We start from the raw sequence: 19,850 nt of genomic DNA on the forward strand, positions 1-19,850 counted from the left end.
CCTGCCGGCTCAGCCGCGGTCCTTCTCGCCGAGGATCTCCGCCAGGTCGTAGCGCACCGGCTCCTCCAGCTGGGTGTAGGTGCAGCTCTCCGGGGTGCGGTCGGGGCGCCAGCGGCGGAAGCGGGCGGTGTGCCGGAAGCGCTGCCCGTTCTCCATGTGGTCGTAGGCCACCTCGGCGACCCGCTCCGGACGCAGCGGCACCCAGGACAGGTCCTTCTTGCCGGACCAGCGGCTAGGCGCGCCCGGCAGCCGGGCCGTCTCGTGGGCGGTCTCGTCCGACCAGGCCGCCCACGGGTGCCCGGCCACGTCGTCCATGCGCAGCGGCTCCAGCTCCTCGACCAGCTCGGCCCGCCTCTTCATGGCGAAGGCGGCGGACACGCCCACGTGCTGGAGCCGGCCCCGGTCGTCGTACAACCCCAGCAGCAGCGAGCCGACCACCGGGCCGCTCTTGTGGAAGCGGTAGCCTGCGACGACCACGTCCGCCGTCCGCTCGTGCTTGATCTTGAACATGGCGCGCTGGTCCTGGAGGTAGCGCAGGGTGAGCGGCTTGGCGACGACGCCGTCGAGGCCGGCGCCCTCGTACTGCTCGAACCACTCCTGTGCCACGTCGAGATCCGTCGTGGCGGGCGCCACGTGCACCGGCGGCGTCGCCTCGGCGAGCGCCCGTTCCAGCAGGGCCCGGCGCTCGGTCAGCTCCACGTCGAGCAGTGACTCGGCGTCCAGCGCGAGCAGATCGAAGGCGACGAAGGAGGCAGGGGTCTTCTCCGCCAGCATCCGCACCCGCGAGTCGGCCGGGTGGATCCGCTCGGTCAGCGCGTCGAAGTCCAGGTGGCCGTCCCGCGCGATCACGATCTCCCCGTCCAGCACGCACCGCTCCGGCACCCGCTCCTTCAGCGCCGCGACCAGCTCGGGAAAGTACCTGGTCAACGGCTTTCCGGTACGACTTCCCAGCTCGATGTCGGCCCCGTCCCGGAACACGATGGCCCGGAACCCGTCCCACTTCGCCTCGTAGTGCATGCCTGGCGGGATCTTCGCCACGGACTTGGCGAGCATGGGCTTCACGGGTGGCATGACGGGCAGATCCATGCCACCGATTCTGCTCGCCTCCATCGCGCGCCGCCCGGTATGCGAGCCGTGCGGGGTGCGCCTACCGTGGCCGCATGGGTGCTGCGGTGGAACTGGAGGTCGGCGGCCGTACCGTGCGGCTGTCCAGCCCGGACAAGGTCTTCTTCCCGGCGCGGGGTTTCACCAAGCTGGACCTCGCGCAGTACTACGCCGCCGTCGGCCCCGGCATCCTGCGCGCGCTGCGCAACCGCCCCACCACGCTGGAGCGCTACCCGGACGGCGTCGGCGGCGAGTGGTTCTTCCAGAAGAGGGCCCCGAAGGGCATGCCCGACTGGATCCCGACCGCCCACATCACCTTCCCCAGCGGGCGCAGCGCCGACGAGATGTGCCCCACCGAGGAGGCGGCGGTCGTCTGGGCCGCCCAGTACGGCACGCTCACCTTCCATCCCTGGCCGGTGCGCGCCACCGACGTCGACCGCCCCGACGAGCTGCGCATCGACCTCGACCCGCAGCCCGGCACCGACTACGAGGACGCGGTGCGCGCCGCGCACGAACTACGGGCCGTGCTCGACGAGTTCGGCGGGCTGCGCGGCTGGCCGAAGACCTCCGGCGGCCGTGGACTGCACGTCTTCGTCCCGATCGCACCGCGCTGGACCTTCACCCAGGTGCGGCGCGCCGCGATCGCCATCGGGCGGGAGATGGAACGCCGGATGCCCGACCAGGTCACGATCAAGTGGTGGAAGGAGGAGCGGGGCCGCCGCATCTTCCTCGACTACAACCAGACCGCCCGCGACCGCACCATCGCCTCCGCCTACTCCGTGCGCCCCCGCCCGAACGCCCCCGTCTCGGCACCCCTGCGCTGGGACGAGGTCGGCGTGGCCCGACCCGCCGACTTCGACCTCGCCACCATGCCGGCCCGTTTCGCCGAACTCGGCGACGTGCACGCCGACATGGACGACCACGCCTACTCCCTGGACGCCCTGCTGGAGCTGGCCCGCCGCGACGAGCACGACCACGGTCTGGGCGATCTGCCGTACCCGCCCGAGTACCCGAAGATGCCCGGCGAACCGAAACGGGTCCAGCCGAGCCGGGCCCGGCGGGAGGAGGCGTCCTGAGGCCGACCCGGTGCCGCGGCGGCGCGCGCGTGGCCCGGCGCCCCTCTTCCGCGATCGTCGCCCGGTGGCGTCCGCGATCCCCTGAACATCCTGTCCCCCCGGTGGTCCTCCGTGCCTGTCCGCCTCCGATCACAGGATGCACCCCGCCACTGACAACGGCCCGGGACCGGAGGATCATGCGGGGATGACCCGTGTGCTGACCCGCAGTGACCTCGAGGCCGTGCTGGAGCCCGCGGCCGGTCTCGCCGCCCTGCGCGAGGGATTCCGTACGGCCGACGCCGCCGCGACACCCGGCCAACGGGTCCGTGCGGACCTGCCGTTCCCCGGCACCGCCACCGCGCTCATCCCAGGCCTCCTGCCCGGCATCGAGGCGTACACGGTCAAGGTCAACGCCAAGTTCCCCGGGGCCCGGCCGGCCCTGCGCGGAGTGATCTGCCTCCACGGCGGCGCCGACGGTGAGCTGCTCGCCCTGCTCGACTCGGCGACCGTCACGGCCTGGCGCACCGGCCTGGCCGCCGCCCTCGCAACCGCGCTCCTGGCCCCGGCCGGGCACGACGTCCTCGGCGTGATCGGAGCCGGCGCGCAGGCGGAGTTGACGTTGCGCGGCCTGGAGAGCGAGCGCCCGCCCAGGCAACTCGTCGTCCACGACGCCGACTCCGAGCGGGCCGCCGCGTTCGCCGCCCGGCACGGCGGCCGGGTGCTGGACTCGGCGGCCGCCGTCGCCGGGGCGGCCGACGCCGTTCTGCTCGCGACCTGGTCCCGGGCCCCGCTGCTCGCGCTCGCGGACACCCGCCCCGGCCAGCACTTCACCAGTCTCGGCACGGACGAGCCCGGCAAGCGGGAACTCGCCCCCGATCTGCTGGATGCCGCGCTCCTCGTCGTCGACGACACCGGACTCGCCGCCACGATGGGAGCGTTGGCGGCGCCCGGGCTCACCCGGACCACCGCCGACGCCACTCTCACGGACATTCTGCGGGGGACACGTCCGGGGCGTACCACGCTCCGGCAGCGCACGGTGTACGCCCCCGTCGGGCTGCCCTGGCAGGACCTCGCCCTCACCTGGCTCGCCTGGCGGGAGGCGGAACGCCGGGGTCTGGGGGCGACGATCGACCTGTTGGACTGAGCCGTGGACCGCCGAGCCGATCCACGGCTCACGACCGCCCGACGACTCGCGAGCCCAGCGGCGACTTCCGGTCCGCCCCGGGGGGTCCCGGGCCGAGCGCCGGCTCCCGGCCCCCCTCGGGACCGGTGCCGAGGCGCAGCTCCCGCTCCACCCGGGGTCCCTGGACCAAGCGCCGGATCCCGCGTCCGTGCCAGGGTTCCCGGTTCCAGAGTCAACTCCCGCCCCTCCTCGGGCTCCTGGCCGTACCGCGTCCTCCGTGCCACCCGCCGGCTCCGGGCCAGCCACGGCTCGCGGGCCGACCCGTTGTTCACGCGAGGTCGAGGACCCACCACTCGGTGCACGGCCCGTTCTGGACGTAGAGCCGGGGACCCCGGGAGACGATCCGGTTGTGGCGGTCGAGCGGGGCGCCGTCGGGGCGCGACAGCCGCTGTTCGGCCACCACCTCCACGCTGTCGCCGGTCAGGCGGCAGTCGGCGAGCCGGTCGTGGTCGTCGCCGTACCCGCCGAAGAACACGACCCGGCCGCCGCGCACCGCGAGACCGTGCGCGCCGCGCACCGGATTCCGCCGCACCCGGAGCGCGTCGGCCGGATCGATCCGCAGCAGCGGGAAGTCGGTGTAGGGGCAGGCCCAGGCCGTCCGCCCGGCCACGTTCAGCGCATAGCAGTCGGAGATCCAGCCCGTCCCGGGCACCGGCCGGTACGCCCACAGGCGTTCACCGCTGGCGCTCCAGCGGCTGAGGCCGGGCGCGCTCAGCTCGTCGTCGCCGTACACCCCCTCGTCGAAGTGGCCGACCCACAGCGCGCCGGTCTCGTCCGCCAGGAGATGCTCGACGCCGTCTCCCACCCGGAAGGCGTGGGTGGGACGGCCGAATGCGTCGAAGACCTGGACCTGTCGCCGGTCGCTCGGGCGCGAGCGGGTGCCCAGGAGCAGGAAGCCTCCGTCGGGCAGTGCCTCGATGCGCGGAAAGCGGGGCAGTACCGCGGTCAGCCGCGTCTCGTGCGGCGCCCCGTCGTCGATGGTCACGACCAGGACGTCGCAGGGCGCGTCCAGACGGCCGGGCCCGGGCGGGCGCTCGGTGAGCAGCCAGTGGGCCCGGCCGTAGGCGTCCACCGAGCTGTGCAGGATGTGGCGGTCGTGATAGGCGCGCGGCAGGCGTGTGTACGGCGCGAGCCGCGTCTCGGGCCGGTCAGCCGCCATGGGCCTTTCTCGTCGTCGTCATACGGTGATCGTCGCCGGGGTCACCGCCCTTGCGCAAGCGGTTTGTGCCGGGCCGGAACGCGGCGCCCGCTCCGGCGCGGGCCGGAGAGGGAGCACCTCGCGTCCCCCTCCCGCCCGGCGTGGGGACCGCCGCTGTCGCGGCACCGGCGGTGCCCCCGTCACGCGGTTATCCTGACCGGCAGCCGCCGATGAGGAGTCCCGAAGTGACCGAGGGAGTGTCGCGTCCGACGCTGGAGGCCGTGGCCGCGCGGGCCGGTGTGTCGCGGGCCACCGTGTCGCGGGTGGTCAACGGCGGCGACGGGGTGCGCGCGTCCTTGGCCGAGAGGGTCCGGCAGGCCGTGGCGGAGCTGGGGTACGTCCCCAACCAGGCGGCCCGCAGCCTCGTCACCAAGCGGCACGACGCCGTGGCGGTCGTCATCGCCGAGCCCGAGTCGCGGGTCTTCGCCGACCCCTTCTTCGCTCTGCAGTTGCGCGGCATCAGCAAGGAACTGACCGCCCACGACAACCAGCTGGTGCTGCTGCTCACCGAGGGCCGTGACGACCACGCGCGCGTGGCCCGGTATCTCGCCGGAGGGCATGTCGACGGCGCGCTCGTCTTCTCCCTGCACCTCGACGATCCGCTGCCCGGCCTCATCCACGACGCCGGCGTGCCCACCGTGTTCGGCGGACGGCCCGACTGGGGCGACACGGGGCAGGCGGCACGCTCCCCGCACCTGGCCGGGGGAGACCCGGACGTGGTGTACGTCGACTGCGACAACCGGGGCGGAGCACGGGAAGCCGTGCGGCATCTGGTCGGCCTCGGCCGCACACGCGTCGCGCACATCACCGGCGCCCTGGACCAGACGTCGGCGGTGGACCGCCTCGACGGCTATCGGGACGTCATGAGCGAGGTGCCCGGCGGGGACGATCCCCGGCTGGTCGTGGAGAGCGACTTCACCCCGGCCGGCGGCGAACGGGCCATGCGCGAACTCCTCGACCGCCGCCCGGACGTGGACGCCGTGTTCGCCGCCAACGACCTCACCGCGCTCGGTGCCCTGCGCGTGCTGCGCGCCAGCGGCCGACGGGTGCCCGAGGACGTGGCCGTGATCGGCTTCGACGACATGCTGCCCGTAGCCATGGAGGCCGACCCGCCACTGACGACGGTCCGTCAGGACATCCAGGAGATGGGCCGTCTGATGGCCCGCCTGCTGCTGCGCGGCCTGGCCGAGGGCCGCGACCGGACCGGGACCGCGGCAGGCCCCCCGCCCGCCGGCGGCGTGATCCTCCCGACCACACTGATACGGCGGGCCTCCGCCTAGCCGCCCCGGCCGCCCGGACTCACCCCGGCGGCGGCTCACTCTTGATCACCGCGAATCGGGCGCCGTACGGGTCGGTGAACTTGGCCATGCGGCCGACGCCCTCCAAGGTCGTCGCCGGCATGCGCACCTCCCCGCCGAGCCGCTGCACCGTGCCGACCGCCGCGTCGGTGTCGTCGACCTCGAAGTACGGCAGCCAGTACGGGCCGCCCTCGGCCTCGGCCGGGACGTCGGCCAGCGGCACGACACCGCCGAACATCGTGTCCTCCCCGCCGTCGGCCGGGTTGACGCACGTGTACGTCCCGCCCGGGAAGGGCACGGCGGAGGTCTCCAGGCCGAGCACCCGGTGGTAGAAGGCGGCGGCCGCCGCGATGTCCGGCGTGTACAGCTCGACCCAGCACAGCGCGCCCGGCTCGCTCGCCGCGTCCACGCCCTTGGTCCGCCCCGGCTGCCAGATCCCGAAGGGCACGCCCGCCTGGTCGGCGAGGACCGCCATGTGCCCTTGTCCCATCACGTCCATCGGCTGGATCAGCACGCTGCCGTGCGCCTGTTCGGCCGCTTCGGCGGTGGCCTGCGCGTCCGCGCTCCGGAAGTACACGGTCCAGGCCGCCGGGCCCCGGTCGGGGCCGGACTGCACGCCGCCCGCGACGGTCCTGCCGCCCAGCTGGAAGAAGCCGTAGCCTCCGGCGTCGGGCCCCGCCGACTGGAACTGCCAGCCGAAGAGGCCACCGTAGAAGGAGACGGCGCCCTCGATGTCGGGAGTGCCGACGTCGATCCAGTTCGGAGCGCCGTCGACGAAACGGGTGGTGAGCATCTTCGCCCTCCTCGAAGCGGTCCCGTCCTGTGCACTGCCGAGTCTGGCACCCCCCACTGACAATCGCCGCCGGAGCGCCGCGACGCGCCGGGCCGCAAGCGCTCTCACCCGGGCGACGGGGCGTGTGCTCCGGGTTCCCCGGCGTCCCGCGCGCCGCCGTGCGCCGGTGCGGTCCGGAGGAGCATGATCGGGTCGGCCGGAGGCCCCATTCGGCGGCGTTGACCCGGCGTTGATCGAACGTTTTTCGCCGCGCGGCACGATCCTGGTCATGCACTTCGAGACGATCAACCCGGCCGACGACACCTGGCAGGCACAGGCCCTGTGCGCGCAGACCGGGCCGGACTTCTTCTTCCCCGAGCCCGGCAGCTCGGTGCGCGAGGCGAAGCGCATCTGCGCCATGTGCGAGCTGCGGCCGGCCTGTCTGGACTACGCCCTCGCCAACGACGAGCGCTTCGGCGTCTGGGGCGGGATGTCCGAGAAGGAACGCCTCGCCCTGCGCCGCACGTCCCGCTGACGTCCTCCGTCGACGCCCGGCCGGAGTCCCGCAGGAGCCGGCCCGGTGGGCGTCGGACGGTGGCGTGGGTCAGCCTGCGGCCCGAGCCGCCATGCGGGCCTTGCGGGCGGCCAGCTTCTCGTCGAACTTGACGGCCTCCGCGTCCAGGCCGCCCATGAACAGGCCGAGTTCCTCCTGCGCCCGGCGTCCCTCGGGCCCGAGGCCGTCGATCTCCATGACCTTCAGGAAGCGCAGCACGGGCTGCAGCACGTCGTCGTGGTGGATGCGCAGGTTGTAGACCTCGCCGATGGCCATCTGCGCGGCGGCCCGCTCGAAGCCGGGGATGCCGTGCCCGGGCATCCGGAAGTTGACGACCACGTCCCGCACGGCCTGCATCGTCGGATCGGGGGCCAGCTCGAAGGCCGCCTTCAGCAGGTTGCGGTAGAAGACCATGTGCAGGTTCTCGTCGGTCGCGATGCGGCCCAGCATGCGGTCGCAGACCGGATCGCCGGACTGGTGGCCGGTGTTGCGGTGCGAGATCCGGGTGGCCAGCTCCTGGAAGGCGACGTACGCGACCGAGTGCAGCACCGAGTGCCGGTTGTCGGACTCGAAACCCTCGCTCATGTGTGCCATGCGGAAACGTTCCAGCTTGTCCGGGTCCACCGCGCGCGAGGCGAGCAGATAGTCGCGCATCACGATGCCGTGCCGGCCCTCCTCGGCCGTCCAGCGGTGCACCCAGGTGCCCCAGGCGCCGTCGCGGCCGAAGAGCTGGGCGATCTCGTGGTGGTAGCTCGGCAGGTTGTCCTCGGTCAGCAGATTGACCACGAGGGCGATACGGCCGATCTCGGTCACCTTGGACTGGTCCCGGTCCCAGGCCTCGCCGTCCTCGAACAGACCGGGGAAGTTGCGGCCGTCGCTCCACGGCACGTACTCGTGCGGCATCCAGTCCTTGGCGACCTTCAGATGCCGGTTCAGCTCATTCTCGACCACTTCCTCCAGCGCGAACAGCAGCCGCGCGTCGGTCCAGGCGGACGGGCTGCCGAGGTGAGGAGAGGTGATCGTCACGGGAACTCCAGGGGGACGCCGAACAACGGGGAGAAAAGCTGACGGTCCGGCGAGCGGCGCCGGGAAACCTACGAGATCGTAAGCTACGAAGCCGTAGGTTACGAACCCGTAGGTTAAGGCCGCTGTAAAAGAGCGCTGCTCAGCACCGCCGGACACGCCGACGGCCCCGGGACCGGCGTGGATCCCTGGACCGCCGAGGTAACTGGACCACCCGTCAGGTGTACAGCTCGCGCATGCGTACCGAGAGGCACGTCACACAACCCTCGAGCTTCTCGAACTCGCCGATGTCCACCGTGACCACCTCGTGGCCGAGATCGGTCAGCAGTTCCGCGGTCTTCGGGGCGCTCGCCGCCATCAGCAGCTTGTGCCCGCCGAGCAGGACCACGTGGGCGCCGGACTCCTCCGGCACCGACAGGAAGCCGGGGAACAGCGACGGCCGGTCGACCTTCGGGATGTGCCCGATCACCGTGCCGTCGGGCAGCGCGGTCACCGCCGACTTCAGGTGCAGCACCTTGCTCACGGGGACGGCCACCACGCGGGCGCCCAGCGGCTCGAAGGCGGCCCGCACCTGCTGCACGCCGGCCGCGTTGGTGCGCCCGCCGCGGCCGACGTAAATCGTGTCGCCGACCTTCAGGACGTCACCGCCGTCCAGCGTGCCCGGCTCCCAGATCCAGTTCACCGAGCAGCCGAGACGGGCCACCGCCTCCTCCACCCCGACGGTCTCGGCGCGGCGGGACTGCGCGCCGGGCCGGGTGATCAACGCCACGTTCTTGTACATGACGACGGTGTCCTCGACGAACACCGAGTCGGGGCAGTCGTCCTCCGGATCGACCTCGATCGTCTCCCAGCCGTGCGTGCGCAGGGCCGTGACGTACGCCTCCCACTGCTCGACCGCGAGCCCCACATCGACCGTCTCCCGCTCGAGGTGCGTCACCAGGCCTTCGGCGAGGCGTGGGCTGGGGCGGCGGACGAGGGCCTTCTTGCTGGGCACGAGGGGCCTTTCGAATCGATGGTGCGGTGTCGGCGCCGGTGAACAGCGCCGGTTGGCCATCATGCAGTCCGCTCCGGCCAGGACAAAACCTTCGTTGTCAGGCTGTGCCCCTCCTGAGATGTCCCCTCGTGTCCGACGCCAGGCGGGTCACCCGACGTCCTCCGAGGTGATCTCCTTCAGTTCTCCCTCCTCCATCAGCAGCCAGCGGGTGATGCCGATCGACTCCAGGAACGGCAGATCGTGGCTGGCCACGAGCAGCGCGCCCTCGTAGGACTCCAGGGCCGAGGTCAACTGCCGCACGCTCGCCATGTCGAGGTTGTTGGTCGGCTCGTCGAGCAGCAGCAGCTGCGGTGCCGGTTCGGCGAGCATCAGCGCGGCCAGGGCCGCCCGGAACCGCTCGCCGCCCGACAGGGTGGCCGCCTTCTGGTCCGCCCGCGCGCCCCGGAACAGGAAGCGGGCCAGGCGCGCCCGGATCCGGTTGTTGGTGGAGTCCGGCGCGAACCGGGCCACGTTCTCGGCGACCGTCAGCACGTCGTCCAGCACGTCCAGCCGCTGGGGCAGGAAGCGCAGCGGTACGTGCGCCCGGGCCTCGCCGGCCACCGGAGCCAGTTCCCCGGCCACGGTCCGCAGCAGTGTCGTCTTACCGGCGCCGTTGCGGCCGACGAGCGCGATCCGCTCCGGGCCGCGCAGATCCAGAATGCCCTCCACGCGCGCGTGGTAGGCCATCCGCAGGTTCTCCAGGGTGAGCACCTGCCGGCCGGGCGGTACGGCCGTGTACGGCAGGTCGACGCGGATCTCGTCGTCGTCCCGAACCGCCTCCACCGCCTCGTCCAGGCGCTCCCTGGCCTCGGCGAGCCGTTCCTCGTGCATGATGCGGTGCTTGCCCGCCGACTCCTGGGCGGCGCGTTTGCGGGCGCCCATGACGATCTTCGGTTCGCGCTTGGAGTCCCACATCTTCTGGCCGTACCGCTTGCGGCGGGCCAGCTTGACCTGGGCGTCGGCCAGTTCGCGCTTCTGCTTGCGCACATCGGCCTCGGCGACGCGCACCATCCGCGCGGCCGCCTCCTGTTCCACGGCCAGAGCCTCCTCGTACGCCGAGAAGTTGCCGCCGTACCAGGTGACCTCTCCGGAGCGCAGCTCCGCGATCTGGTCGACGAGGTCCAGCAGTTCCCGGTCGTGGCTGACCACGACCAGCACGCCCGGCCACGCGGCGACGGCCTGGTAGAGCCGGCGGCGCGCGTACAGGTCGAGGTTGTTGGTGGGCTCGTCCAGCAACAGCACGTCCGGGCGGCGCAGCAGCAGCGCGGCCAGCCGCAGCAGCACCGACTCGCCACCGGAGACCTCACCGACCGTGCGGTCGAGGCCGATGTGGCCGAGGCCGAGTTCGCCGAGGGTGACGAGGGCGCGCTCCTCGACGTCCCAGTCGTCGCCCAGCGTCTCGAAGTGCTCCTGGGCGGGGTCGCCCCCCTCGATGGCGTGCAGCGCGGCCCGCCGTCCGGCGATACCTAGGGCCTGGTCGACGCGGAGCGCGGTGTCGAGGGTGACGTTCTGCGGGAGGTGACCGACCTCGCCGGTGACCTTGACGGTGCCGTCGGCCGGGGTGAGTTCCCCGGCCAGCAGCTTCAACAGGGTGGATTTCCCCGATCCGTTGACGCCGACGAGCCCGGTCCGGCCGGGCCCGAAGGCGATGTCCAGGCCGTCGAAGACAGCGGTGCCGTCGGGCCAGGTGAAGGACAGGGACGTGCAGGAGAGGGAAGGTGACATGAGGGCCTCGCGAAGGGTGTCGTGCGGTCGGTGGGCGCATGTCGAGACACCGCGAGGCGGGAACCGAAGGGTCGTGCGGCACGAGGAGGCCATGAAAAAGGGCCTGCGCCGGAGGACGGCTCGGACGCCGAGGTCGTACGCCGCGCACACCTCAAGCGGTGCGACGCGATGTCTCGGGACCTCAGACGAGCAACGTCCTTCTCCAATCGACGGCAACAGGACCGTGTACACCGTAGAAGGGGGCCTGGCGGCTGTCAACGCGGTTAAACGTCGCCCCTGACGGGGTTCTCTCGGTCGCCGGGTCGCTGTGGCACGCACATGTCGGATTCCTGCCAGCCTCCCGCTCCTGCCGGATGCTTGGCTGAGGCCATGACGCATCAGCACCCGCTCCGCGCAACCGCCCTCGCCTTCCACGCCCTGCACGTGCCCGGCCGGCCCCTCGTGCTGCCCAATGCCTGGGACGCGGTCAGCGCCGCCGTCGTGGCACAGGCCGGCGCCGCGGCCGTCGCGACCACCAGCGCCGGGCTGGCCTGGGCGCTCGGCGCCGCCGACGGCGACCGGCTCGACCGCGACCGTGCGCTGGAGGCCGTGGCCCGCATCACCGCCGCTGTGAACGTCCCGGTCAGCGCGGACATCGAGGCCGGCTACGCCCCGGACACGGCCGGGGTCGCGGACACCGTCCGGGCCGTGCTCGCCGCGGGCGCGGTCGGCGTCAACATCGAGGACGCCCGGCACGAGGAGGGCGGTGAGCCGCTGCGGGCCGTCGCCGAGCAGGCGGAGCGGATCGCCGCCGCCCGCACGGCCGCGGACGAGGCGGGCGTGCCGCTGTTCGTCAACGCGCGCATCGACACCTTCCTGCGCGGTGCCGGGGGAGTGGACGCCACCCTGGAGCGGGCCGCGGCCTTCCGCGCAGCGGGCGCCGACGGGGTCTTCGTCCCGGGGGCCGTCGACCCGGGGACGGTGAAGGAGCTGGTCGCGGGCATCGACGGCCCGGTCAACGTCATGGTCTTCCCCGGCGCGCCGTCCGTCGCCGAACTCGCCGCTCTCGGTGTGGCCCGGATCAGCGCGGGCTCCGGACTCGCCCAGGCCGCCCATGCCCTGGTCCGCCGCGCAGCGCGGGAGCTGCTGGGGGCGGGGACCTACGGGCTGCTGGCCGACGGGTACGACTACGGCGAGCTGAACGCGCTGCTCACCCGTACGGCGAGCTGAACGCACTGTCCACGCGCGCGTGGCGCTCGGCCGGCGTGTCCCGCACCGTCCACGCGCGCGTCACTCGCGCACGGGGCCCGACGCGCGCAGCCGCGGCCACGGCCGCACCGCCGCGCGGCGCTCAGCAGGCGTCCCGCATCAGTTCGGCCAGGCCGTGGTCCAGGTCGAGCTGGAGGTGTTCGAGGCCGACGGGCACCAGCGCGTTGGTCGCCTCCAGAAAGCGCCGGATCTCGCCCGAGCGCACATGCACGATCGCGGTGCCCTCGGGGGCGTGGAACTCGAGCACGGTGCGGTCGTAGCCGTACGGCCGCACCCGGACGTCGCCGTGGCCCTCGGACCCCTGCAGCCCGGCCGTGAGCAGCTCGCGGGAGAACGTCCAGCACACCTCGACCCCTTCGAGGGTGGCCGGGGCCGGGAAGGTCATGACGACGGCGAACGGGTCGCGCCGGTCGTAGCGCAGCGTGGCGGGAATGCTCGGCATGCGCGGTGCGGCGGCGACGAGACGGGCCTCTACGGGCTGCTCGATGACGGTGGACAACGCCTTGCTCCCTCGTGACGGCTGGACTACGCCCGGGTGTGCGGCACCCGGCACTGGAAGAGACGACGGATCCGGCCGATCCGTGCACAGGAGGGACGAGTGACCTCGGTCACCGCGTTCATGCACGGCGAGGGGCCGGTGGTTTCGCCCACGTCGATGGGCAGTTGGCCTCTGGACGGCGTCGGGCCGGTGGGCTAGCTTCGCCCGCCATGAGGCGCTTGGGGAGCACGCGACGCAGAGCACGTACGGGCAGGCTGGTGGCGGCGGGGGTGGCCTGCGGGGCGGCGCTGGCCGCGCTGGCCGTCCCGGCGGCGCAGGCCGGGACGCTCGGACTCGGGAGCCCGCACTGGGCGCCGAAGGACCCGGGCACCCCGCAGGTCCGCTTCCGGGGCCTCGCGGCCGTCGACCGGCACACGGCGTGGCTGGCCGGCACCGCCGGCACGGTGCTGCGCACCACGGACGGCGGAGCGAGCTGGCGGAACGTCTCTCCGCCGGGTGCGGGGGACCTGCAGTTCCGGGACGTCGAGGCGTTCGACGCGCGGCACGCCGTGGTGCTGGCCATCGGCGAGGGCGAGTCGTCCCGCGTGTACCGCACCGACGACGGCGGGGCGACCTGGACGGAATCCTTCCGCAACGCCGACCCGCAGGCGTTCTACGACTGCATGGCCTTCTTCGACCGCCGGCACGGCCTCGCGATGAGCGACCCCGTGGACGGACGGTTCCGCATCCTGTCCACGAGCGACGGCGGCCGCTCCTGGCGGGTGCTGCCCTCGGCGGGCATGCCGGCCGCGCTGGACGGTGAGGCGGGGTTCGCCGCGAGCGGCCAGTGTCTGGTCACCTCGGGCCCGATGGATGTCTGGCTGGCCTCCGGCGGCGGCGCCCACGCGCGTGTGCTGCACTCCGGCGACCGCGGCCTGACCTGGACGGCCGCCGACACACCGGTCCCGGCCGGCGATCCCGCCAAGGGCGTCTTCGCGCTCGCCTTCCGCGACCGCACCCACGGCCTCGCCGTCGGCGGCGACTACCGCCCCGACCGGGCCTCGCCGCAGGCCGCCGCGGTCACCTCCGACGGCGGCCGCACCTGGACCCCGGCCGCCACACCCCCGCCCGCCTACCGCTCCGGGGCCGCCTGGCTGCCGCACAGCCGCACCGCCGCACTCGCCGTCGGCCCCACCGGCACCGACCTCACCACCGACGCCGGTCGCACCTGGCGCACGATCGACACCGGCTCGTACGACACCGTGGACTGCACGCCCGACCTCAGCTGCTGGGCGGCCGGTGAGCAGGGGAGGGTGGCGCGGCTGGAACGCTGAGGTAGGAGCCCGGAACCCGGGTACTCGTCCCGGCACGGGAAGCGAGAGGAAGGGAGCGGTCATGCCCGCCGGTTCCAGCTCCAAGCGCGAGCGTCAGTACGAGCACATCAAGAAGAGCGCGCAGGACCGGGGCGAGAGCACCGGTCGCGCCAAGGAGATCGCCGCGCGGACGGTCAACAAGGAACGCGCCCGCTCCGGCGAGTCCAAGACCGCGAGCCGCAGCTCGACGCAGGACATGTCGTCCGGCAAGCGTGGCGGTCAGCGGTCGGGCAACCGGGTCGGTTCCCAGGGCCCGACCCGTGACCAGCTGTACAACGAGGCGAAGCAGCGCGGCATCGAAGGCCGTTCGCACATGAACAAGGACGAGTTGCAGCGCGCGCTGAACGCCAAGAAGGGATGACCGGCGAGGATCAGTCCGGCGTCTGCCGGTGGCGTGCCAGCTCGGGAGCCGTCTTCGTGGCGACGAATTCCGTGATGCGGTAGGTGCACACGCCGCCGACGAGGAACGGGTCGCCCGCCACGACCTCCTCGATCCGGGCGGGGCTCTCGGCGACGGCGAGGATCACTCCGCCGTCCCGGGGGTCCTTGCGCCCGGAGGCGAGGAAGCAGCCCCTCTCGTACTGCCTCTCCAGCCACGCCACGTGGTCCGGCAGCAACGCGTCCACGGCGTCGAGGGGTGCGGTGTAGGTCAGTTCCAGTACGAACATGATCGCGAGCCTACCCCCGGCTCCGGCAACCGGCGCCCGGGTCCGTACAGTCGACGTCACCATGACGACCGTAGGCGTACCCGCGGGCTGGCCCGCCACCGAGGACGAGGCCCGCGCCGTACAGGACGAACTGCGCGGGCGGGTCCTGCTCGACGAGCGCGGGCCGCAGCCCGGGACGGGACGTGTCACGGGGGTGGACGTCGCCTACGACGACGAACTCGACCTCGTCGCAGCGGCGGCCGTCGTGCTGGACGCGGCGACCCTGGACGTGGTGGCGGAGGCGACGGCCGTCGGCCGGGTCTCCTTCCCGTACGTCCCCGGCCTTCTCGCCTTCCGCGAGATCCCCACCGTACGGGCCGCCCTGGACCGGCTGCCCTGCGCGCCCGGCCTGGTCGTGTGCGACGGGTACGGCCTCGCCCATCCGCGCCGCTTCGGCCTCGCGAGCCACCTCGGCGTGCTCACCGGCCTGCCGGTCGTCGGCGTGGCCAAGAACCCGTTCACCTTCACGTACGACGAGCCCGGCCCGGAGCGCGGCGGTTCGGCTCCGCTGCTCGCGGGGACCGAGGAGGTCGGTCGTGCGCTGCGCACCCGGGACGGCGTCAGACCGGTCTTCGTCTCCGTCGGTCACCGGGTGAGCCTGGACAACGCCGTGGCCCACACCCTGGCCCTGACCCCGCACTACCGGCTGCCGGAGACCACGCGCCGGGCGGACGCCCTGTGCCGCCGCGCGCTGCGGGAGGCGCAGAGCGCCGCAGGGGGCGCCGGCGCTCAGGAGGCGACGATCCGCCAGGCTCCGACCTCCTGATACGCCGAGTCGTGGACGGCCGAGCCGTCGCCCGGTTCGAGGGCGTAGTGACGGAGGTTCCCGCCCCAGTAGCGCAGGATGCGCCCCAGCTCACCGGCACGGTCCTGCGCCGACGCCTGTTCGTCCACGGTCACTTCGAGCACGAACCTCATGCCTTCCCCGCCTCCTTCGGCTGTGGCCTGGTCTCCATTGTTTCATTGAAGGGCCCGTTGAGACTTCTGCGATCGTGAGCGCGGGTTACCGGCGGCGTCGGCGGTGAAAGCCTCAAAGGGAGGAGGCATCCGGGTCGACGGCCGCGACCCGGAAGACGATTCCGGCGGTGCGCAGCCGGTCGGTCAGGGCGTCACCCATCGCCTGCGCCGTGGTGACCTGCCCGGCCGTCGGCGGGAGGTCGTCGAAGGCCAGGCACAGGGCCGCCTCGGCGAGCATCTTCGCCGTCTCGTCGTAGCCGGGGTCGCCGCCCGAGACCTCGGTGAACACGCGCCGCCCGCCGCCCTCACCGACGAAACGCACCGCGAACCGGCTCCTCGCCCGCTTCTCGGCGCTCGGCCCGTCGCCGGGCCGCAGCCGGCCTGACAACCAGCTCCGTGCGGGCGGCAGTTGGGCGGCCGCCAGCACCGCGCCGACGGCGGCGACCGAGCCGAGGGCGACCGGCAGGCGCCGCACCGCCGCGTAATGCCGGTAGCGGAAGTCCGGGCCGTACCGGTCGAGCGCCCTCGCCGAGCGGCGCACGATCTGCGGATCGACGGTCGGCAACGGCAGTGCCCAGGCGCCGACCTCCTTGGCGAACCGCGGCGCGCCCGTCGGCGCCGCGACCCGGCGGCTCATCAGCCGCGGCTCGTGCCGGCCCCGTTCGCGCGCCGCGGCCAGCAGCCGGCGGCCGCGGGCGAACTGGTTCAGCGCCGAGGCGAGCGTGCCGCCGGAGAAGGCCGCGTCGGCGGTCACGTACCCGTCCACGGTCAGCGGCACCCCCTCCGGCAGCTGCCGGACCGTGAAGTACACGCCCAGGTCGTGCGGCACGGAGTCGAAACCGCAGGCGTGCACCAGGCGCGCGCCCGTCTCCCGCGCGCGCGTGTCGTGCCGGACGTACGTCAGGTCCACGAACTCCGGCTCGCCGGTCAGATCCAGGTAGTCGGTCCCGGCGTCCGCGCAGGCGGCGACGAGGTCCTCGCCGTAGAGCACGTACGGCCCGACGGTCGTGGCGACCACGCGCGCGTGCTGGGCGAGGGCACGCAGGCTCGCCGGTTCCGTCACGTCGGCCCGCAGGACGCCGACGTCCGCGCCGCCGGGCAGGCGCTCGCGCAGCCGCTCCAGTTTCCCCGTGTCGCGGCCGGCCACCGCCCAGCGCAGCTCCTTCGGCGCGTGCGCGGCGAGATACTCCGCCGTGAGGGTGCCGACGAAGCCAGTGGCTCCGAAAAGCACGAGGTCATAGGGACGATCTGCCCTTTTCAGCCTGCTCATGACACCCCTTCGTCCCGCAGCCCGCGCCGCTGTCGGTGGCTGAGGCTAGCGTGAGGAGAACGAGCGACGACGACCAGCCCGGAGGCAGTGGTGGCCGCAGCCTGGAACACCCCGACGAAGCGGGAGAAAGCGCGCGGCTCCGCGCTCGCCCCGGACGAGGTCACCCGCCCCCCGGGCCGACCGTTCCGGGTGCCGGGCCCGCCGGGCGCGGCCGCGGCGCGCCCGGCAGGCGACGCCTCCCGGCCGAACCCGCCGCCTGCGCCTCCTGGTGCGCTCGGCCTACCCGGCGCTCACTCTCCCGGGTGATCCGTCCGGCGCCGGGCACTTGGCTAAGCGCTTGCTCGTTGGGTCTTGTGTCCGGTGGAACACGTTCTTAGCATCACCGGTGTTACATCAGTTGTGTCACACACGCTTGGGGGCTGGACGCATGACGACGGCACGGACGCCGGCGACGCCGGGCAGCGGTCCGCTCTCCGGTGTGCGCGTGGTCGAGCTGGCCGGCATCGGGCCGGGCCCGTTCGCCACCATGCTCCTGGCCGACCTCGGCGCGGACGTGGTCCGGGTGGACCGGCCGGGCGGCCCAGGCCTCGGGATCGACCCCGCGTACGACGTCACGAACCGCAACAAACGCTCGGTCGTGGTCGACCTGAAGGCAGCGGACGGCCCCGCGCGCGTGCTGGACCTCGCCGAGCGGGCCGACATCCTGGTCGAGGGCTACCGCCCGGGCGTCGCCGAGCGGCTCGGCGTCGGCCCCGAGGACTGCCACACCCGCAACCCCCGCCTGGTCTACGGCCGCATGACCGGCTGGGGTCAGGAGGGCCCCCTCGCCGACCGCGCGGGTCACGACGTGGCCTACATCGCGCTCACCGGCACCCTCGGCATGACCGGCCGCCCGGACGAGCCCCCGGTCTTCCCCGCCAACCTGCTCGGCGACTACGCGGGCGGCGCCCTCTACCTGGTGGTCGGCGTCCTCGCGGCCCTGCACCACGCGCGCATGAGCGGCACCGGACAGGTCGTCGACGCCGCCATCGTCGACGGCACGGCCCACCTGTCCGCGATGATCCACGGCATGCTCGCGGCCGGCGGCTGGCAGGACCGGCGCGCCGCCAACCTCCTCGACGGCGGCTGCCCCTACTACGGCACCTACGAGACCGCCGACGGCAAGTACATGGCGGTCGGCCCCCTGGAGGTGCGGTTCTACGAGGAGTTCCTGCGCCTGCTCGGCCTGGACGACCTGGCACCGGCCCACAAGGACTGGACCCGCTGGGGCGAACTGCGCGAGCGGGTGGCCGCCCGCTTCACGTCCCGCACCCGGGACGAGTGGACGGCGGTCTTCGAGGGAACCGACGCCTGTGTGGCCCCCGTGCTGTCCCTGCGCGAGGCCCCGTACCACCCGCACCTCGCCGCCCGCGGCACCTTCACCGAGCACGCCGGCATCACCCAGCCCGCCCCCGCCCCCCGCTTCTCCGCCACCCCCACGTCCGTCCGTACCGGCCCCGCCCTGCCGGGCGCCGACACGGAGGCGGTGGCGCGGGACTGGGGGACAGGCGCACCCATGAACGCCGAACCGGTCATCGACGCCGGCTGACCCGGCCCACCCCCGCTCGGCCCACCCTCCCGAAAGGCACACCAGTGAGCACCGAAGCGTACGTGTACGACGCGATCCGCACCCCGCGCGGCCGCGGCAAGGCGAACGGCGCCCTGCACGGCACGAAGCCCATCGACCTGGTCGTCGGACTCATCCACGAGATCCGCGACCGCTTCCCCGGCCTCGACCCGGCCGCGATCGACGACATCGTGCTCGGTGTCGTCGGACCGGTCGGCGACCAGGGCTCCGACATCGCCCGGATCGCCGCGATCGCCGCCGGACTGCCGGACTCGGTCGCGGGGGTGCAGGAGAACCGCTTCTGTGCCTCGGGCCTGGAGGCCGTCAACCTGGCCGCGGCCAAGGTCCGTTCCGGCTGGGAGGACCTGGTCCTCGCGGGCGGTGTGGAGTCCATGTCCCGGGTGCCGATGGCCTCCGACGGCGGAGCCTGGTTCAACGACCCAATGACCAACCTCGCCGTCAACTTCGTGCCGCAGGGCATCGGCGCCGACCTGATCGCCACCATCGAGGGCTTCACCCGCCGCGACGTCGACGAGTACGCGGCCCTGTCCCAGGAGCGTGCCGCCACCGCCTGGAAGGAGGGCCGCTTCGACCGCTCGGTCGTCCCCGTGCAGGACCGCAGCGGCCTGGTCGTCCTCGACCACGACGAGCACCTGCGCCCCGGCACCACCGCCGACGCCCTCGCCAAGCTCAAGCCGTCGTTCGCCGACATCGGCGAACTCGGCGGCTTCGACGCCGTCGCGCTGCAGAAGTACCACTGGGTGGAGAAGATCGACCACGTCCACCACGCCGGCAACTCCTCCGGCATCGTGGACGGCGCCTCGCTCGTCGCCATCGGCTCCAAGGAGGTCGGCGAGCGCTACGGCCTCACCCCGCGCGCGCGGATCGTCTCGGCCGCCGTCTCCGGCTCCGAACCGACCATCATGCTCACCGGCCCCGCACCCGCCACCCGCAAGGCCCTGGCGAAGGCCGGTCTCACCATCGACGACATCGACCTCGTCGAGATCAACGAAGCGTTCGCGGCGGTCGTCCTGCGGTTCGTGAAGGACATGGGCCTCAGCCTCGACAAGGTCAACGTCAACGGCGGCGCCATCGCCCTCGGCCACCCGCTGGGCGCGACCGGCGCGATGATTCTCGGCTCGCTCATCGACGAACTGGAGCGCCAGGACAAGCGCTACGGCCTCGCCACCCTGTGCGTCGGCGGCGGCATGGGCATCGCCACCGTCGTCGAGCGCATCTGAACTCCCCGCGGAACCACCAGACCTCA

The 19,850-nt window shown here is 73.1% G+C and carries 20 protein-coding genes; 10 read left to right on the plus strand and 10 right to left on the minus strand.

The genetic code is table 11. From position 1 onward, the window contains the following. Nucleotides 1-9: 9 nt before the first annotated feature. Nucleotides 10-1,086, minus strand: coding sequence for an ATP-dependent DNA ligase (locus AB0L59_RS32330; RefSeq protein WP_365590196.1), 1,077 nt, complete (start codon nucleotides 1,084-1,086; stop codon nucleotides 10-12). Nucleotides 1,087-1,160: 74 nt separating this feature from the next. Here AB0L59_RS32330 and ligD point away from each other — a divergent pair, with 74 nt between their 5' ends. After that, nucleotides 1,161-2,180, plus strand: a complete 1,020-nt coding sequence (gene ligD / locus AB0L59_RS32335) for a non-homologous end-joining DNA ligase (RefSeq protein ID WP_365590197.1) — start codon at nucleotides 1,161-1,163, stop codon at nucleotides 2,178-2,180. A 184-nt stretch (nucleotides 2,181-2,364) separates the two neighbouring features. Then, nucleotides 2,365-3,303, plus strand: coding sequence for an ornithine cyclodeaminase family protein (locus AB0L59_RS32340; RefSeq protein ID WP_365590198.1), 939 nt, complete (start codon nucleotides 2,365-2,367; stop codon nucleotides 3,301-3,303). A 307-nt stretch (nucleotides 3,304-3,610) separates the two neighbouring features. Here the strand turns inward: AB0L59_RS32340 and AB0L59_RS32345 are convergent, their stop codons facing one another. Continuing rightward, on the minus strand, nucleotides 3,611-4,501 hold the full coding sequence (locus tag AB0L59_RS32345) for a hypothetical protein (protein ID WP_365590199.1): 891 nt from the start codon (nucleotides 4,499-4,501) through the stop codon (nucleotides 3,611-3,613). 224 nt (nucleotides 4,502-4,725) lie between these two features. Here AB0L59_RS32345 and AB0L59_RS32350 point away from each other — a divergent pair, with 224 nt between their 5' ends. Continuing rightward, the gene (locus AB0L59_RS32350) at nucleotides 4,726-5,820 is read left to right on the plus strand and encodes a LacI family DNA-binding transcriptional regulator (protein WP_365590200.1); all 1,095 of its coding nucleotides are present in this window, start codon (nucleotides 4,726-4,728) and stop codon (nucleotides 5,818-5,820) included. Between the two features lie 19 nt (nucleotides 5,821-5,839). Here the strand turns inward: AB0L59_RS32350 and AB0L59_RS32355 are convergent, their stop codons facing one another. Further along, a complete protein-coding gene (locus AB0L59_RS32355) occupies nucleotides 5,840-6,631 on the minus strand; it encodes a VOC family protein (RefSeq protein WP_365590201.1) in 792 nt (263 codons plus the stop codon). 268 nt (nucleotides 6,632-6,899) lie between these two features. On the opposite strand from AB0L59_RS32355, the gene AB0L59_RS32360 reads away from it, so the two are divergent. Further along, the gene (locus tag AB0L59_RS32360) at nucleotides 6,900-7,145 is read left to right on the plus strand and encodes a WhiB family transcriptional regulator (RefSeq protein WP_365590202.1); all 246 of its coding nucleotides are present in this window, start codon (nucleotides 6,900-6,902) and stop codon (nucleotides 7,143-7,145) included. A gap of 69 nt (nucleotides 7,146-7,214) precedes the next feature. On the opposite strand, the gene AB0L59_RS32365 is transcribed toward AB0L59_RS32360, so the two are convergent. The 3 genes from AB0L59_RS32365 to AB0L59_RS32375 all read right to left on the minus strand — a co-directional run bounded on the left by AB0L59_RS32365 (nucleotide 7,215) and on the right by AB0L59_RS32375 (nucleotide 10,944). Beyond that, complete coding sequence (locus AB0L59_RS32365; protein ID WP_365590203.1) at nucleotides 7,215-8,189, minus strand: acyl-ACP desaturase; 975 nt, start codon at nucleotides 8,187-8,189, stop codon at nucleotides 7,215-7,217. 214 nt (nucleotides 8,190-8,403) lie between these two features. Continuing rightward, nucleotides 8,404-9,180, minus strand: a complete 777-nt coding sequence (ddaH, locus tag AB0L59_RS32370; protein WP_365590204.1) for a dimethylargininase — start codon at nucleotides 9,178-9,180, stop codon at nucleotides 8,404-8,406. Between the two features lie 147 nt (nucleotides 9,181-9,327). Further along, entirely contained in the window at nucleotides 9,328-10,944 is a 1,617-nt protein-coding gene (locus tag AB0L59_RS32375; RefSeq protein ID WP_365590205.1) for an ABC-F family ATP-binding cassette domain-containing protein, read from the minus strand. A 369-nt stretch (nucleotides 10,945-11,313) separates the two neighbouring features. On the opposite strand from AB0L59_RS32375, the gene AB0L59_RS32380 reads away from it, so the two are divergent. Next, on the plus strand, nucleotides 11,314-12,153 hold the full coding sequence (locus tag AB0L59_RS32380; RefSeq protein ID WP_365590206.1) for an isocitrate lyase/phosphoenolpyruvate mutase family protein: 840 nt from the start codon (nucleotides 11,314-11,316) through the stop codon (nucleotides 12,151-12,153). 121 nt (nucleotides 12,154-12,274) lie between these two features. Here the strand turns inward: AB0L59_RS32380 and AB0L59_RS32385 are convergent, their stop codons facing one another. Next, nucleotides 12,275-12,691 carry an SsgA family sporulation/cell division regulator gene (locus AB0L59_RS32385; protein WP_365590207.1) on the minus strand — a complete coding sequence of 139 codons (417 nt, stop codon included), beginning with the start codon at nucleotides 12,689-12,691 and terminating at the stop codon, nucleotides 12,275-12,277. Nucleotides 12,692-12,909: 218 nt separating this feature from the next. Here AB0L59_RS32385 and AB0L59_RS32390 point away from each other — a divergent pair, with 218 nt between their 5' ends. Next, nucleotides 12,910-14,004, plus strand: a complete 1,095-nt coding sequence (locus AB0L59_RS32390; RefSeq protein WP_365590208.1) for an oxidoreductase — start codon at nucleotides 12,910-12,912, stop codon at nucleotides 14,002-14,004. Nucleotides 14,005-14,065: 61 nt separating this feature from the next. Beyond that, complete coding sequence (locus tag AB0L59_RS32395) at nucleotides 14,066-14,404, plus strand: plasmid stabilization protein (RefSeq protein ID WP_365590209.1); 339 nt, start codon at nucleotides 14,066-14,068, stop codon at nucleotides 14,402-14,404. A 10-nt stretch (nucleotides 14,405-14,414) separates the two neighbouring features. On the opposite strand, the gene AB0L59_RS32400 is transcribed toward AB0L59_RS32395, so the two are convergent. Further along, entirely contained in the window at nucleotides 14,415-14,711 is a 297-nt protein-coding gene (locus tag AB0L59_RS32400) for a YciI family protein (RefSeq protein WP_365590210.1), read from the minus strand. Between the two features lie 61 nt (nucleotides 14,712-14,772). Between AB0L59_RS32400 and AB0L59_RS32405 the strand changes: the two genes are divergently transcribed. Beyond that, entirely contained in the window at nucleotides 14,773-15,516 is a 744-nt protein-coding gene (locus AB0L59_RS32405; RefSeq protein WP_365590211.1) for an endonuclease V, read from the plus strand. Here the strand turns inward: AB0L59_RS32405 and AB0L59_RS32410 are convergent. Further along, complete coding sequence (locus AB0L59_RS32410) at nucleotides 15,480-15,668, minus strand: hypothetical protein (protein WP_365590212.1); 189 nt, start codon at nucleotides 15,666-15,668, stop codon at nucleotides 15,480-15,482. The genes AB0L59_RS32405 and AB0L59_RS32410 overlap by 37 nt on opposite strands. 112 nt (nucleotides 15,669-15,780) lie before the next feature. Then, entirely contained in the window at nucleotides 15,781-16,977 is a 1,197-nt protein-coding gene (locus AB0L59_RS32415) for a saccharopine dehydrogenase NADP-binding domain-containing protein (protein ID WP_365590213.1), read from the minus strand. A 427-nt stretch (nucleotides 16,978-17,404) separates the two neighbouring features. Here AB0L59_RS32415 and AB0L59_RS32420 point away from each other — a divergent pair, with 427 nt between their 5' ends. Continuing rightward, the gene (locus tag AB0L59_RS32420; protein ID WP_365590214.1) at nucleotides 17,405-18,565 is read left to right on the plus strand and encodes a CaiB/BaiF CoA-transferase family protein; all 1,161 of its coding nucleotides are present in this window, start codon (nucleotides 17,405-17,407) and stop codon (nucleotides 18,563-18,565) included. Between the two features lie 44 nt (nucleotides 18,566-18,609). Then, nucleotides 18,610-19,824, plus strand: a complete 1,215-nt coding sequence (locus tag AB0L59_RS32425; protein WP_365590215.1) for an acetyl-CoA C-acetyltransferase — start codon at nucleotides 18,610-18,612, stop codon at nucleotides 19,822-19,824. Nucleotides 19,825-19,850: the final 26 nt, after the last annotated feature.

This window comes from Streptomyces sp. NPDC052109 (assembly GCF_040680195.1).
GTDB lineage: Bacteria > Actinomycetota > Actinomycetes > Streptomycetales > Streptomycetaceae > Streptomyces.